Source organism: Paenibacillus typhae (genome assembly GCF_900099765.1).
GTDB lineage: Bacteria > Bacillota > Bacilli > Paenibacillales > Paenibacillaceae > Paenibacillus_AQ > Paenibacillus_AQ typhae.
Window position 1 is genome coordinate 276,516 of the sequence record NZ_FNDX01000003.1, and the last position, 16,657, is coordinate 293,172.

The 16,657-nt window shown below is 55.8% G+C and carries 8 protein-coding genes; 2 read left to right on the top strand and 6 right to left on the bottom strand.

The genetic code is table 11. From position 1 onward, the window contains the following. Positions 1 to 160 precede the first annotated feature (160 nt). Positions 161 to 1,021 (top strand): AraC family transcriptional regulator, encoded by an 861-nt coding sequence (locus BLR64_RS04515; protein WP_167360596.1) that lies wholly within the window; start codon positions 161 to 163, stop codon positions 1,019 to 1,021. A gap of 10 nt (positions 1,022 to 1,031) precedes the next feature. Here BLR64_RS04515 and BLR64_RS04520 read toward each other — a convergent pair whose 3' ends face one another. Further along, entirely contained in the window at positions 1,032 to 1,610 is a 579-nt protein-coding gene (locus BLR64_RS04520; protein ID WP_090712590.1) for a TetR/AcrR family transcriptional regulator, read from the bottom strand. Between the two features lie 271 nt (positions 1,611 to 1,881). Here BLR64_RS04520 and BLR64_RS04525 point away from each other — a divergent pair, with 271 nt between their 5' ends. Then, positions 1,882 to 3,033: an MFS transporter gene (locus BLR64_RS04525; protein ID WP_090712681.1), complete on the top strand. Its 1,152-nt coding sequence runs from the start codon at positions 1,882 to 1,884 to the stop codon at positions 3,031 to 3,033. A 184-nt stretch (positions 3,034 to 3,217) separates the two neighbouring features. Here BLR64_RS04525 and BLR64_RS04530 read toward each other — a convergent pair whose 3' ends face one another. The 5 genes from BLR64_RS04530 to BLR64_RS04550 all read right to left on the bottom strand — a co-directional run bounded on the left by BLR64_RS04530 (position 3,218) and on the right by BLR64_RS04550 (position 16,653). Beyond that, entirely contained in the window at positions 3,218 to 5,611 is a 2,394-nt protein-coding gene (locus BLR64_RS04530; protein ID WP_090712592.1) for a GH36-type glycosyl hydrolase domain-containing protein, read from the bottom strand. Positions 5,612 to 5,643: 32 nt separating this feature from the next. After that, entirely contained in the window at positions 5,644 to 9,780 is a 4,137-nt protein-coding gene (locus BLR64_RS04535) for a glycoside hydrolase family 2 protein (RefSeq protein ID WP_090712594.1), read from the bottom strand. Next, positions 9,773 to 10,456 (bottom strand): hypothetical protein, encoded by a 684-nt coding sequence (locus BLR64_RS04540; RefSeq protein WP_244157611.1) that lies wholly within the window; start codon positions 10,454 to 10,456, stop codon positions 9,773 to 9,775. Before BLR64_RS04540 ends, BLR64_RS04535 begins: the two co-directional genes overlap by 8 nt. A gap of 657 nt (positions 10,457 to 11,113) precedes the next feature. Further along, positions 11,114 to 14,893, bottom strand: a complete 3,780-nt coding sequence (locus BLR64_RS04545) for an Ig-like domain-containing protein (RefSeq protein ID WP_090712597.1) — start codon at positions 14,891 to 14,893, stop codon at positions 11,114 to 11,116. Positions 14,894 to 15,105: 212 nt separating this feature from the next. Next, entirely contained in the window at positions 15,106 to 16,653 is a 1,548-nt protein-coding gene (locus BLR64_RS04550; RefSeq protein WP_090712599.1) for an ABC transporter substrate-binding protein, read from the bottom strand. Between the last annotated feature and the right edge of the window lie 4 nt (positions 16,654 to 16,657).

Genomic DNA, 16,657 nt, shown 5'->3' on the forward strand with positions numbered 1-16,657 from the left:
TCAGCGGGCTGAATCGGGCTACTTAATGGGATTTTTCCCTCTAAGGATTTACCTGGTTACTTGGAGCTGCATTGTTACTTAAGGGCGCAGATGAAACGGTTTCTTTTTACCGGACGGCTCCTTATACTAAAAGTAATTCTGGTTGATGAGGGAGCGCTGTATGAACAGGAACGATCATCTGCCCCAGGGGCTGGAGCCCGGGTTGTTTATGTACAAGTATAAGGTTGAGGATGCGGAAGCTCATTGGTTCCACGCGCACAGGGGCATTGAGATGCTGTACATTTATAGCGGCCATGGCGAGATAATGGCAGAGAATCAGACGTATCCGATCCGGGATCACACCCTGGTCTGGTTCCAGCCCTATCAGCTGCACCGTGTGCTTGTTCCTGCGGCCGAGGGCCATTCTTATATCCGGACCAATCTGACCTTTGATCCCGGCTTTTTGGAGCGTTATCTTGCGCCCTTTCCTTTACTGGAGAAATTTTTCCGGAGCTTGTGGAGGGGGAGCCTGCAGCGGCCGGTTGTATATGAGATGCACAATACGCCGGTTGCCGCTGTGCTGGAGGAATTGCATTACGCTGACAGTAGCTCCCCTGCGGATAGAGAAGAAAATATGGGGCTCCTGATGCTCCAGTTAATCCGGCTGCTGCAAAAAAACATGTCCGGCGTGTTGCCCGGGGATTTCAATAACCAGTCACGCGGAGGTTCGCATGTTGAACGGATTACCGGCTGGCTGGACGAACACTATAAAGAGCCTTTCAGCCTGGAAACGCTGGCCGCTGCAATGCACCTGTCACCGTACCATATTTCACATTTGTTTAAGGATTTTACCGGGATTCCTCTGTCCGAATATGTGATACAGCGGCGTGTGCGGGAAGCCTGTATTCTGCTCGCCAACACCACCAGGTCTGTTCAGGAAATTGCGGCGGAAGTCGGCGGCTATTCTCCATCGTATTTTAGCCAAATGTTCAAAAAGCAGAAAGGAATCTCGCCCGAGAAATACAGAAAGAGCATCCGCTGAACGAAGCTCATTACAAAAGGGATAACGATACCGCAACCGCATTATCGACAAAAGACCGGTCAGGGCGGGACTTCAGCAATACTGTGATTCCGATTAAGGATACAACGAGGCTCTGGGCCAGAGCTTTGGCGTTCGTCTCTTGATTTAGCTCGCCTGACCGGATTCCGCGCTCGATCGTTTCCTGAAACAGGACGGATAAGTACATCTGATGCTCCCGCGTAATAATTTCGAATTTCTCATCATGAGGCGACAGCTCGACCATTGTATTGATGCAAAAGCACCCCAGGCTCCCCTCCCCCCCGTACTCCTCATCAACTAAACCCTTGAAGTAAGCATGAATGGCTTCCCTGACAGAGCTATTACTTTCAAGCTTCTTCCGTATACCCGCAGCGTGCCATTGGGTGTACTTGCGCAGAGTGGTCTCAAACAGCTGTTTTTTATCGCCAAAAGCTAAATAAAGACTGGGCCGCTGAATCCCCATAGCCGAGGTCAAATCGTTCATTGAAGTCGCCTCATAGCCCTTCTCCCAAAAAACACGCATCGCCGCATGAAGCACCTTTTCCTCATCAAACTCCCTGAGCCGGACCATTGTTCAACCTCCATAACGTACTACTTGGTATATTATGAATTTTATATTTTGGGCTTCCGATTGTCAAACTCCTCTTGAAATTTCACCTTGACTATCTTCAGTAAAGGAGTTATTTTTATTCAGTGCTTTTTTGTACCGATAAGTATATTATATTGTATAGTACATTTTACATTGAGAGGTGCGTGAATACATTTTGGGGAAGCTGTACATTAGCGAAAAAGCGAGGATAAAAAAAGGAACGGGGAATACAGCTGCCGGACGGCCTGCTTCAATGCAGCGTAGTGTAACTTTATTATTCGCCATAGCGTGCGGGCTGTCTGTTGCCAATGTGTATTACGCCCAGCCGCTGCTGGATGTCATCGCAGAGGAATTCGCTATAGCCCCTTCATCCGTTGGTATTGTTATTACGGTTACACAGGTTTGTTATGCGATAGGCCTTATTTTGCTGGTACCCCTTGGCGATATTCTTAACAAGCGCCTGCTGATTCCCGGCCAGATGTTGTTATCCGTAATGGCTTTAACTGCGATCTCTTTCGCCCCGAATATCAGTGTGTTTTTTTCAGGCCTGGCCATTGTGGGATTACTGGCGGTAGTTACTCAAACATTAGTTGCTTATGCCGCAACCTTAGCCGCACCCGCCGAACGGGGTCGTACGGTTGGGATCGTGACCAGCGGGGTTGTCATAGGTATTTTGCTGGCGAGAACCGCTGCAGGAGTGCTGACGGACGTAGCAGGCTGGCGCGCGGTCTATCTTCTGTCCGCAGTCTGCATCCTGGCGATTGCATTCACGCTGCTGCGGATTATGCCTCAGGAGGAACGAAAAACCACCCTCCCCTACTTCCAGCTGCTGCGTTCCGTACTGGGCATGTATAAGGAAGAGCGTATTTTGCGTATCCGCTCCTTGCTTTGCATGTTCATTTTTGCCGCTTTCAGTATCTTGTGGACTTCGCTGGTGTTACCGCTCAGCCAGCCTCCGCTGTCGCTCTCTCACTCTGCCATCGGAGCATTCGGCTTAGCCGGAGTCGCCGGGGCGATAGGGGCAACCCGTGCCGGACGGCTGGCCGACCGCGGATATGGACAGATCACAACCGGAATTGCGCTTGTGCTGCTCCTCTTTTCCTGGCTGCCTATCAGCTATACGGAGCGCTCCCTGGCAGCGCTTGTTGCAGGAGTACTCCTCCTGGATATGGCCGTTCAAGCAGTACATGTTACGAATCAGAGTATGATTTTTAATGTGCGTCCCGAGGCCCGCAGCCGTCTCACCGCCGCTTATATGATCTTTTATTCGATCGGCAGCTCGGCCGGTTCTATTGCCGCAACAAGCATGTACGCCTATGCCGGATGGAACGGGGTATGCTTGCTCGGAGCCGGTGTAAGTGTACTCGCTCTATTATTTTGGGCTGTAACCAGGCGTAAATGTTGAACAGGCAGCAATCATAAAACAACCGCCCTTAGGCAAATGGAAGGTTGAACAGCCATTTTGCCCAGGGCGGTATGATGTGCCTATTACCTCCTGATGGAAGAAAGGTAAAGGGTATTTAATGAATATCGGCGCAATGGGGAATGTTTAACACCGATCACAGTCAGCCTAATGAGAAACCTATTTTCTACAGAACGACCTCAACCTTGACGGATGAGCGTCCGGGATACGCGGGAAGTATGTTGCCTTCCACCTGTACGCCGTCGACGGTGATGCTTTTGACACCTTTGCAGACTTTATTGACATTGGTAACAGTGATATCGTAGACGCAGCCCCGGAAACGCCGCTTCACCGTGAACCCTTCCCAGTCCGCAGGAATGCACGGGTCGATGGACAGCCCCTCCAGCACCGGCTTTACACCGAGAATATACTGGGTAACGGCTACGTACATCCAGGCAGCGGTACCGGTCAGCCAGGAGACGTTGGCCAATCCGAACTTGTCGGACTCCGGCCCGAACAGGTTGGAGGCATAGACATAAGGCTCTGCTTTGTAGCGCCACAAGCCCGCTTTGTCCATGGCTACATTCGGCAGCAGCTGGCGGTAATATTTATAAGCCAGATCCCCGCGTCCCAGCAGGCATTCCGCAATAATCGCCCAGGTGTTGGCGTGGCAGAAGACCGCTCCGTTCTCTCCGGTCCCCTTGTTGTAATTGGTCAGAGGATCGGCAGGATCAGGGAAGGTGGTGATGGACGGGTGAATTTTTTTGATGCCGAGCTCGGTGTCCAGCATTTCCCGCACGCTGTCCATCGCCTGCAGCCCCTTATCGACGTCCGCCATACCGGAGATGGTGGCCCAGGTCTGGGCGTTGAGCCAGATTTTGGCCTCATCGTGTTCGTCGCTGCCGAGGAACCGGCCGTCATCCATAATCGCCCGGCGGAACCAGCGGCCGTCCCAGCCAATGCTGTTGACCAGCTCACGCTGGCGCTCATACATCTCCCCGTACCGGGCGGCATCCTCCGGATGACCGGCAGCCGCGGCAAGGTCAATCATCCGCAGCAGCACGGTTCCGAGCTGCATCGAGGTCCAGATGCTTTCCCCTTTTCCCTCGCGGCAGACCCGGAACAGCTGGTCATTCCAGTCCGAGCGCAGCATCAGCGGAAAACCGCGGGAGCCAAGCTGTGAGGCCGTAAAATCAATGGCTGCCCGCAAATGCTCATACACCGTGCCTTCCCCGCCGTCATAATAAGGCACTTTTGCCTGCAGGAACGCGGCATCCCCTGTCTCCGCCAGCAGGTCCCAGGCCGAAAGCGCCGTCCACAGATGATCATCCGAGTGAATGCTCGTTACCGGCTCCCAGCCCTCGTTCGGGAAGAAATAATGGTTCACATGCCCGTCCCTGTACTGCTGGCCGAGCAGCAGCTTCAGCTTGTCAAAAGCAAGCTCCGTATCAAAGGGCACAACTGCCAATATATCCTGGGCCGCATCCCTGTAGCCTACCCCGCGGAACGTGCCGGTCGCGTAGAAGGAAATATTGCGTGAAAACAAAAAGTTGCGGTGCGCCTGATACGGATTCCAGATGTTGATCATCCGCTGGGCATCCTGATCCGGCAGCCGGCTCTCCCAGGCGCCCAGATAGCCGGACCAGTTCTCTTTTAGCGCCTGGAAGGAGGTTTCCACAAATCCGGCTTCCCTGGAGTGGGCGATAGCCCGCGACACCTCCGTCTCATCAGCTGCCGTACCAAGAAACACTTTAATCGTCCGGCTCTCTCCCGGCTGAAGCGTAACATTGAACTGCAGTGCGCCGCACGGGTCCCCGCCCAGCAGCGTTGATCCGGTACAGCCGCCATTCTCGATCGCGGCCGGATTGGTTTCACTGCGGTAGCTGCCGATGAACTCCTCACGGTCGCCGTCGTATCCGGCAAGCGGCGTATCCGCAGCCAGATAGACGAGCGGCGTCTCCTCAGGCTTCGGCTGGTTCTCCACCCCGTAACGGTAGACCAGCGCCTCAGCCTCATGATACTGTACGGACACCTGGTGCTTGTTGTAGCACTGCCACTGCAGCTCACGCATAAATTCCATCATCCCGAATTCGGCGTAGGCGTAGACCTTCAGCTCTTTTGCTTCGGTCCCTTCATTGGTCAGGGTCAGATTCCAGATCAGCGAATTTTCATGCGGTCCGACAAAATACACCGTCCGGGCCGCGATACCGCCGCGTTTTGCCTCAAAGCGGGTGTAGCCCATCCCGTGGGCGCTTTTCCATTCCTCCGGTTTATCCAGGGCAGGCTCGCTGGTCGGGCACCAGTAGCTGCCCGTCTTGGCATCCTGCACATAGATGTACGGGCCGGAACGGTCCATCGGCAGATGGAAGAAACGATAGCGTGTAATCCGCCAGATCTGGGGCGACTTGTAAAAAGCCACACCGCCGCCGGCATGTGACAGCATCGTATGGAAGGTGCCGTTCGACAGGTAGTTCATCCACGGCGTCGGCATGTCGTGCCGCTTGAATTCGACCTCTTTTTCCTCATCCCTGAAGGTATAGTATGCTTTCGGATCGTTATTTCTGGTAAGCTCCGCATTCACCGGACTTCAGCTCCTTTATAATGTAATGGGGGTTATTTCGGCTCAACCTCATCCAGGGTCAGACGGTATTCCAGGCCCTTCATATAGGTGTCATCCCGGTTCAAAAAGGTCAGGCCGAACGCCAGGTCTCCGCCCGTTCCCTGCACAATTACGATCAGCCGGTTAAGCCCGGTCTGCAGCGCAAGCTCCCGTTCCGGCTCAGCTGCAAGCTCACCGTTCAGGTAGATTTCATAGGGGGGGTCCGTGTTGATCCGGAGCCGGCCCGGGTAATGCTGAGCGGCCTCCCCCGCTTTTTCCGGGACATCCACAAAACAGCTCAAAAACCAGCGGTTATGCCCTGCATTTGCTATGCGCAGGGTGCCGTCACCGGGGCGGCGTTCTTTTTTCTGCATCCAGCCGTACAGGCCCTCGCCCAGATTATTTAATGAGAATTCCGGGTCGATGTAGTACGCCTTCATCTCTTCATAATTCATGTGGGGCAGGCAGGGCAGGGCCATCATCGTTTCCACAGCCCATTCCCCGTCCCCCTTCACGCTGTCCAGCAGGCCGTCATCAAAGGACGCGCCCAGATTGGCCAGCAGCCGGGTATACAGGCGGACGGCCTTGTCATTGCCGGGATCGGTCAGCAGCTGGGAGCAGATTACAGCCCCTTCGCTAAGCTTGACTTCAGCCATGAACGTCCCTGCAGGGCGGGCCTTTCTGCGGTTCAGCTCCACCAGCGCCAGCCGGCTGTATTCAGCCGTGTAGCCATGCACGAAGTAGTCCTTCCAGGCTGTTCCCTCGACGCTTATGCAGAGCGTATCCGCGCCCGGGATGTCCAGGCTGTACTCAGCCAGCACATGGTTCCTGACCTCGCGCGGCGACAAAAACACCTTGTCGAAGCCGAACAGGTCGACAGGGCTGAACCCCTGCACGGCGGCGTAATCATATTCCGCCGCCAGATGGTACGCCTCGTGCGCTGCCACGCGCACGGGCAGGTCCAGCAGGCCGCCGAGCGCCGCCTGCTGCCCTGGCTCAGCCGGCAGCAGCACCAGCTGCCCGCCGGCCTCGGCGTAGTGCCGGAGCGCCGCGGCTGTGCCCGGCGCTTCCAGCAGGCAGGCTTCGGCTATAATTAAGCCGAAGTCCTGCAGGTTCTGGCGCGCCGCTGCGTCAGGCGCGCCCTGAAGTGCCGGCGCTGGGGCCTCCAGCGCCGTGTACCGCAGCCGCAGCCCCGCCAGGAAGGCTGCGGCTTCCCCGCCGGCGCGGACCAGCGCGGCGGCGGACTTGCCGGGGCGCGCCAGCGGCGCCCCGGGCAGGGGCTGGCCTGCGCCGGCGGTGCCCCCGGCGTGGGCCAGCAGGTTCCGCAGCAGCAGGCAGGCCTGCGGGACCTGCTCCAGATTGGCCATCAGCTCCAGCTGATTGGCCAGGAGCAGGCCCGCTCCGCTGCGGTATTCCAGCAGCGGCGACCACAGATCGCCGCCGTCGCCGAAATCGCCCGAGCTGCATTCCAGCAGCAGGGTGAAATCGCCGGTCACCGGCTTCTCAAAGGCCGCGCGGATGACCGGCAGGGGCCCTTCTTCACGCAGCTCCGCATGCCAGAACATGAGGCTGCTGTCGCTGAAGCCCTCCAGTACCGGATGCCGATAGCTGCCGCCATGGGCGCGCAGGAAAGGCCGCCGCGAGAGCCGCAGCTTGCCGGGCGACAGGCTGCTCTGCTCCAGCAGCAGCAGCCGGCCGCCGCGCGCGGCGAAGGCCTGCAGCCCGGCCTCAAGCGTGCCGTCCGCGTCCTCCGCATAGCTGCCGATAATCAGCAGCGAACCGGATGCAAGTCCGGGCACCTCAGCGGCGTCCACCCGTTCACAGCCCGGAACCAGCCTGCGGATATAGGCGAAATCACGGTCCGCTCCGTAAAAGGCTGCCTGCAGCCGGAGGTTCATCGGCTGCTCCAGCAGGCCTGCGGACACCATTCTGTATTCCAGACACAGCTCATGCAGCTGCTGTCCGTTATGGAACAAAAGTGCTGTCAGCTCTGCCTGTTCCCCGTCACCGGCAGGGAGAGGCATCCACTCCAGCCCGATAACCTTATGTTCGGCAGGCTGCTGAACGAACCGGAAGGTCTGCTCATGGATGCTCTGGCCGCCCTGGCGGATTACGATCTCCACCCGGACATCCTGGCTCAAATACGTATCGTTATAGACATCAAAGCTGCGGACAACCGGCTTATCATCATAGAACCAGCTGTTGTACTCGGCTGCCATAATCGTAACGGGCTTAAATGCTTCCGCCATAATGGCAAAGGCGGGGTTGGGAATATACAGCGGATATTCCTCCGGCAGCATTCCGTTGTTTATCGTCAGTGAATAAGCAGGGACTGTCTTCGGTTTCACTCCTGGCGATGCCGGATCAGCAAGCGGCAGTGTCAGCTCTCGTTCAGGCATCGCCCGCATGAAATAATGGGCGAAATTAAAGGTAGAGATGCCGGATACCCCTTGCCGTCTGGCATACTCCACAAACAGCCGCTCCTTCTGGGCCAGCCCCGCAGTGCTCTCATCCGTTCCCCGGTAGACTTCAAGGCCGGTGTACATGCTGCTGTTCTGCGGGCAGATATACCACCAGCCGCCGTGTTCCCCGAATGTCAGCGGAGCCGTCCGGTCCCACTGGCTGATGGTTCCGTCGATGTTATAGTGACGGCTCTCCACCTCCGTATGCTCCTTGGCCAGCAGCCGGTTGTCCCCTTCGGCGATGATCAGCCTTGTCGGGTCAAGCCCGCGGATCTCCTCCATCAGGCCGGGCATGTGCAGCTTGAAGCCGTCCCGCCCGTCCACCCAGCGCATTTCATTCTGCAGGCTCCAGAGGATAACGGATGGATGGTTTTTGTCACGCCGGACCAGCCGCCGCACATGCTGCCGGCAGTTCTCCACATAAGCCGGATGGTCGGCCAGCATCGATTTGCCCGAGCCGTAAATGGCCGTCTCATCGACAATCATCATCCCCTCTTCATCGGCAATCCGCAGATAATCCGCCGGGTAAGGCTCGGCATGCAGCCGGATGCTGTTAATGCCGGTGCTGCGGCAGATGCGGTACCAGTTACGGATGTAAGCTTCCGTCATCTGCAGCGCGCCCTGAAAATGCCAGGAATCACCGCGCAGATTGACCGGAATGCCGTTCAGCATAAACTGCGGGCCTTTGCTCCAAAATTCGCGGAAGCCGAAATCCTCAGTGTAACGGTCAATAACCGTTCCGCCCTCCAGCAGCTCCAGCACCGCATTGTAGAGAAACGGCTGATCCGGACTCCACAGTCTGGCACTGTCCCAATCCAGCTGGAAGGAGGCGCTGTATACTGCTCCGTCCCGGGCGTTCTCACATAGCCTGAGTTTCCCGGCAGATGCGACTTCTGAAAGCTCTGCCGGACCTTCCGCTGACAGGACCGGACCGGCAGCAGTTGTTTCGCCAAAGAATTCCGCCCCGTCCTCACCCCGCCGCAGCACACCCTTCTCCCAGATGCTCAGTCTTACCTTTAACGGACCTCGGCCAGCCGCAACTTCTTCTGCCCCGGCTGCCAGCGCCTGAACCTCAAGCCGCCCTTCCCTGACAGAGGTGCGGATCGTTACATCCTCCAGCGCAAGCTGAGGATAGCCTTCCAGATACACATCCTGCCAGATCCCCCGGCTGATTCTGCCGTACCAGGAGCCCATCAGCCCGGTGATCTTGGACGTTCCACTCGGCAAAAGCACCGTGTCAAAGCTGCTGCACACCACATGCAGCTGATGCTCCCGCCCCTGCTCCACCCTGGAAGTGATGTCGAGCCTGAGCGGCAGATAGCCGTCCTCCCATACACCTGCCTCCCACCCGTCTATATAGATGACCGCTTTCTGCATAATACCGTCCAGCCGCAGCACGATCCGCTGTCCCGCCATGCTCTCCGGAACCCGGAAGCTGCGGTGCAGCACCCCTGCCTCAGCGGCATCCCATTCTACCGGATAACCATACAGATCAAACGGTGCATAATCATATTCCGGGATTTTCCCGAAGGTTTTGCCGTCCGGCTGCGGATAGGTCCGCCTCCAGCTGGAGGGTACCAGCACCTTACGTTCTTCGTACACGATGTTCTCCGGCAGGCTGCGGCATTGCGGCTGATCGTACAGGGGCATGAAATCCCACTCCCCGTTCAGGCAAAACAAATTACGCATGCCGCACCCCCCGCTTTCCGCTCAGAGAGCGCACCTCAAGCAGCAGCTCCATGTTCTTCCATAGCTCCTGCCCCGCCGGCGAACCCTCCCATTTCACAAAATGCGGCTCCATTACTTCCGCCCAGTTATCCGGACGCAGCGAGGTTTTCAGCTTCCCTTCATATGGCGCAGGCTCCCGGGTGTCCGGCTGCTCGGCATAAAAAAACAGCACATTCTCATGCAGCCCGATAATCCCGTACTTATCCCCGTCCCCCGGCCGTTCCTCCTGATACTGATAATGGTAGTAAATGTAGCTCGCCGCCGCTTCCGGCTTCAGCATAGCCAGGCGGCCGTAAGGCTTACCCGCAGTATTCCGCCGCTTCCAATGCTCCGCCGACACAGGCCGCTGGTAATGAAAAATATCGGCCAGCGGTGCCCAGCGCCGCCCCGGCTCTCCTCCCGGCCAGGCAGCAAGCTGCTGTCCAGCTTCAGGCAGCATTTGCTCCGGTGTGGCCGGCTCTGCCAGGTACTCATAATACAGAAACAGCTGTTTACCGGCGGCAAACAGGCTTAAATAATCCACATGCAGACGCACCATCGCTTCTTTAAGCGAAACAGAAAGCCCGCCGCTCCCGAAAAAAGCAGCCGACTCCTTCTCTTCCCCGAGCCATTCGGCCCTATACAAACAGCGCTTCATGCTGCACCTCCCAAACGTTGTATTCTCTTTCATGTTACCGTATACAAACCGGTACCGCCTTGACGATGCTGACTATGTTTAGCATAATAACGACACGCTTTAAACCGATAAAACCTGTCCTCCAGCCTATAAAAGAATGCAGGGATTCGGCAGGATGAAAGATAAGAGGTTCTATTGCATTTTGTACAACAGATAACGGTTAAATTAGCCTAAAAACGGATTCTGTTGTATTTTGTGTACGGAATGCAATAGAATGAAATTTCCGGTCGTCTAGTGAGAATTCTGTTGCACAAAGTACAATCACTCGGGCACGCGGGGGTGAGGGGTACGCCATTTGGTGTCTTTTAGTGCCTATGTTGTTAGTTCCAGTGTCGTTTAGTACCAGTGTCGTTTAGTGTTAGTCTTCCTGCCTGCGCCGCCAGAAACTAAAAAGCCCTCCCCGCAGGGAGGGCACCACCAGCCTCTAAGCACTCTTACAACTCTTGCATCCTTACTCACTTACTCTCTTACTCTCTTGCTCCTTACTCTCTTACTCTCTTGCTCCTTACTCTCTTACTCTCTTGCTCCTTACTCTCTTACTCTCTTACTCTCTTGCTCTCTTGCTCTCCTACTCTCTTGCCCTCTTGCCTTCTAACACTTGCACCAATACTCAACCACTCAAGGCATAACCGAGAACACAATGTCGTCGAACAGCATATACTCAAAGCCGCTGGTGTAGAAGCCGACCTTGCCCGAAGGACGGTGGCCGGGGTCGGTGCCGGTCAGCCTTAGTACACCGTCAACATATACGCTGATGTCGCCGTCCTTCGCCGTCAGCTTCACCGTATATTCCGTATCCGGCTGCAGGTCATGTCCCGGCAGGACGGACTCGGTCAGCTTCTGCCAGGCAGTGTTGTACAGAATCCAGGCCGAGGTGCCGTCTGCCCGGGTACGGTAGCCGATCCGGGTCGAGCCGGCGCTGTCCTGGCGGTCAAAGAGATAGAGTATCCCGTTATCCGGCATCACCGTCGGTGTCTTCAGCTTGAATTCCAGCTGGTAGGACGTAAAGCTGCGCTCAAGCAGAGCAGTCGCCCCGTTCAGCAGCTTGTAGCGCCGGTTTCCATCCGGATCTGCTGAGATGCTGCGGTTAGGGTCAACCGGCCAGCCATTGCCGCCGTTCTCAAAGGTAGTCTCATGCATGACATTGGACACGGTTACGGCAATGTCTGCCTTAATCAGCGGATTTGCTGCCGATACAGCTGTAATCACTGTGTTTCCTTCATACACCGCACTGACAACTCCCGTCTGGTTTACAGTGGCTACAGCCGGATTGGCCGACTGCCAGGTAACTCCCGTGTCCGGTGTATCCGATGGATCAAAGGTCAGCTGCAGCTGCTGCTGTTCCCCTGCGGCAAGCCGTACCTGGCTTGATGCCGGAATGATTCCGGCCAGCTCCGTGGTCGGTGCCTTGAACTGGATGTCATCGAACAGCATGTGGCTGACATTATTGACATAGAAGCCGACCTTCCCCGCCGCATTATGTCCGGGGTCATTGCCTTTCAGGCGGAAGGCGCCGTCCAGATAGAGGCTGATGTCTCCGCCTTTTACGAGCATTTTGACGTTGTATTCCGTATTGGGCTGCAGGTCATGCTCCGGCAGCTTCACTTCCTTCAGCACCGTCCAGGCGGAATTGTACAGCAGCCAGGCGGAGCTTCCATCGGCCCGTGTTTTATAACCGATCCGACTGGAGCCGCTGCCGGCCTGCCGGTCAAACACATACAGGGTCACATTATCCCCCATCACCGCCGGCGTTTTGAGCCGGAAGCTCAGCTCATATTCGGAGAAGCTTTTGGCACTGAGTGAGGAAGCCCCGTTCAGCACCTTGTACCAGCGGTTCCCGTCCATTTTCTCGATGCTGCGGTAGGCATCCTGGCTCCAGCCGTTCGCCCCCGATTCGAAATTGGTGAAGTCCATTACACCGTCGCCCGCCTCAACGGTCACGTTAACCTGGGCTGTAAGCAGCGGATTCTCCGCTGAAGCCACCGTAATCACCGTGCTGCCTACAACCGTCCCTCCGCTAACAACACCGGCACTGTCCACAGATGCGACAGCAGGATCTGCCGAGGTGAAGGTCAGCGCAGGCTGATCCGCATTCCACGGCAGGACAGCCGTGCGCAGCTTGACTGTTTTCCAGCGGTCTACCGTAATGGCCTGGTCATAAACCACTACCTCCTGTACCGGATAGCTGTCCGGTCCTGCCGTTGTCCCTGCTTTGCCGTTGATGCCGATGTCGGCGAACGGAATGTCCGGGAAACCCGGAATCGCACTGAATACCTCTGCATCCGGAAGCAGGGACAGATCTCCGCCGGCCAGATCGGTGAAGCCCGGGTCTGCTGTGGTCACCCAGTTATCCGCATATTGCACCAGCCCGAATTTGTCATACGCCCCGTACACATTGGTTGTTACACTGCGCGCTACCACCGGATTGTAAATGACATTACCCTGGAACGTGTTGGTGTCGGGATAATAACGGTTTTCCGTGAAAAAGTCCGCCAGCTCGGGATACTTCGTCATATAAGGCGTACCCGTAAAATTGTTATTCGCAGCGAACAGCGCCTGCCACTTCGGCATGTAATTTAAAGGCACCTGGTCATCCGGCTCATCGCCGAGGTACAGATCGGCATAATCGTACGGAATTTTGCTGTCTATAAAAATATTGTTACGGGTCTGGATGTGCGCGCCGCCGTTGTTTTTAATGGCCGAATTGCCCATTTTATAAAAAATATTCTCGTCAATGGTCAGCCCCATCGTGAAGTTGTCGGGATAGACGCCCTCTACCCCCGCCTTGCTCTCCCCGATGTTATGGAAATAGTTCCGCTTAATGACGGTGCCCCGCTCATGGGGCTGCTCGCCCGCATTCATGTAAATCGCGCCGAGGTCGGAAAAGGTAGTACATACATCATAGATCTCGTTGTAGTCCACGATATGGTCATTGCCGAAGATCAGCACGCCGGGATGGGGCGCGTCATGCAGCTCATTATGCGACATCCGGTTGCCGACGCCGGACAGCAGAACCCCCGGATTATAGGCTTTGTGATAATAGGCAAAATCATGGATATGCGAGTTCTCCACGGCGTTGTTTCCCGGCTGCAGCGTTGTTTTGTTGCCGCCTGTCAATGTAACGGCCGTGCCGCCGATATGATGGATATGGGTGCTGATAATGTCGTGATCCGTCCCGGGTGCGCCTTCAAAGTTGTTATAGTAGAACCGGCTTTGCGTATTGATCAGCACGCCGCTGTTGGTGAAATTGCGGATTTCGCTGTTCAGGATACGCATGTGGCTGCCGCCCATAATTACCGCAGCCGAATCGCGGCCGTTCTCCAGCACCAGCTCCGAGAAGTCGATGTAAGAGGCGTTAAGCGCGTTGATCATCGGTGTTTTGAGCATCGTAACTTCTATATCCGGGTCTGCTGAAGCCGCGAAGCCGGCATTGGGCAGGAAATACAGCTTGCCTGCGCTGCGGTCGATATAATACTCGCCGGGCATATCGATCTCTTCAAGCAGATTTTGCGCAAAATGAAAATCCGGATACCAGTTCTTGAACAGCCCGCTCATCTCCCCGTAACGGAGGGTGATCGTTTTGGCGGCCGTGTCGATTGAGGCGATTTTGTTGTACGACCATTCCCAGCTGTAGCCGAAAATCCCGTCCAGCCAAATATCATCCGCCTGTGTCCAGTACTGGGGCCTGTCATACGTGTAGGTAAAGGTGCCGCCGCGCGTGTGGACCTCCCCGTTCGGATCTCGCCGCGTCGGGCCCGGATCAACAATTTCATCCATCTGGACGGTGGATTCGTTCGGCCAGCGGGCCAGCGTCATCCCTTCCCCGGCCACATACAGCTCCATCGGCGGCACTTCGCTCAGATCATTCGCCAGATAATAGCCGTGGCGGCTGAGCTGGCCGTAATCGGTAATGCCCAGTGCTGCCAGATCGGCAGCCAGCACCTTGGTTCTTGCCTCCGGACTGATAATGCGGCTGAGTATAGAGGAATCAGTAACTGGAACGAACGCCGACTTTGCCAGCTGTTTAGAGCCGGATAACGTTACGGACTCTCCCGGATAAGCCGTGTAAATGATGGGCTTGTCTGCTTCACCTGAATCCTGCTGGCGCAGCTCAAAGCTTGCGGTCCGCTCATACCGGCCTTCACGCAGCATGACCGTAATACCGCCCTCCGGCAGCCCGTCCTCCGCTTTCAGGGCACGGATGGCATCGCGCGCTTTTTCCAGCGTCAGAAACGGGGCATTCAGCGTCCCACTATTGGAATCGCTTCCATTTGTAGCTACATAAAATATCTTTCCAGGGTTTGTTCCTTCCGCCAGCACAGTAGAAGTAAAAGCCGGAACGGGAGTCGTCATGAACAGCAGACCAGCCATAAGCGCTGCAAGCAACCTTTTTTTCACCAAAGCTCCTCTTCCTTTCGTATCAAGTGGAAACGGCTACGCCGTCCTTATGAGGACGGTATCCGTTTCAGCGAGAAAGATAAGTAACATTTATTGCGCGAAGCATATCAATTCTTATCTTTTGAAATGAGACGGCCTTGCCGGCATATTTGAATGGGCAAAGCCGTCATTGAGCAGCAGGTTTCTCCGGTATTGCAGTGTCTCTCTAGAGTTTACTTCTTAAGGCCCTTATCCTTCAGGAACTGTTCGAATTGCTTCGTTACTTCCGCTACATATTTCTCTTCGCCGGCTTCCTTCAGCTTGCCGTACAGCACAGGCCAGGTTTCTTCAAAATCCAGTGTGCCGGTAACCAGCCCGCGTTTGTATTCGCCCCATACGGCGTTCAGGTTGGCGATCTCGGTATTGACCGGCTCGGAGTTGAACTTGAAGGCGCCGACAGGGTTAACCTCGGAATCAGAGTTGATCTTCTTGGTCTCTTCCCAGACATTCTCCGGCTGGCCTTCCTTCAGATAGGAGTTGAAGACGCTGCCAAAAACCCAGTCCATATTCGGCACATAACGCGAATCCGGCAATGCTTTGATGTAGTCGCCCGTTGTCTTCTCATAGTGGACACCTTCTACGCCGTTGCAGAGCAGATTGTACAGCTCCTTGTCGGTATTCACCAGATTCAGCAGCATCATGGCCCGTTCCGGATTAGCAGATGTACGGCTGATCGACTGGTTAGTCGTTGCCGAATAGCCGTTGGAGAACCAGTCGCTCAGCGGAACGGTAATGACCTCGTTGCCGCCGTTTTTGGCTTTTACCTCCGCTTCAACACCCGGCTTGAGCGTCACGTTGAAGTCAACGGCAATCTGGCCTTTGGTGAGATAATCGTTCATTTTCTCGGTAGCGGCATCTTTGTAGATATACCCTTCCTTATACCATTTGCTGGCCAGCCGGAAATTGTCGAGCTCCTCTTCCGGATAACGGTGCAGCGTATAAGTTGGATCGTCGGTTTTGATATAGAAATGGTCATCCAGGCCCGGAACTACCCAGTACTGGTCGTCATGCGACTGCGGATTAATAAAGGAGGTGCCGAATACGCCGAATGGAATAATGTCCGGCTCGTTCTGCTTGATCTGGGCCAGGAACGGCTCAATATCGGCGATTTTTTTGATGGAAGCGGTGTCAAGATTGTACTTGTCGGCAAAACGCTTCTGGATAATGAACCCGTAACGCGAGCCGTTGATCTGCTGATTCGGAATCCCGTAGATTTCCCCGTCCACCGAGAGACCGTCCCACATCACCTGCGGCACATCGGCCTTCAGCTCAGGGGCATATTGCTCCAGCAGCGCATCCATCGGCTGAATGGCGCCTTTGCGGACCAGCTCCTCCGGCTTCAGCATGTAACCGGTCCAGAGAATGTCGAACTTCTCGCCTGCAGCCAGCACCGTGTTCATCTTCTGCACATAGTCACCGACAGCGACCGGCATCAGCTTGACTGTGGCATTGATTTTTTCCTTCACAATCTTGTTGACTTCCTCCTGCACCTTGGCCTGGTCGGCCTGCAGCTGTGACAGCGGATAATACCAGGTCAGCTCGACCGGCTTCAGCTCCTCTGTGCCCGAATCCGTAGCCGGAGCCGCCGTCTGTGCGCCTTCCGTGGCAGTGCCCCCTGCACTGTTCCCGTTGTTTCCGTTGTTGCCGTTGCCGCCGCAGGCACTAAGCACCGATGCTGCCAGCAATACGAGCGCCAGAACTCCAAACAGCCTTTTTTTCATGTGT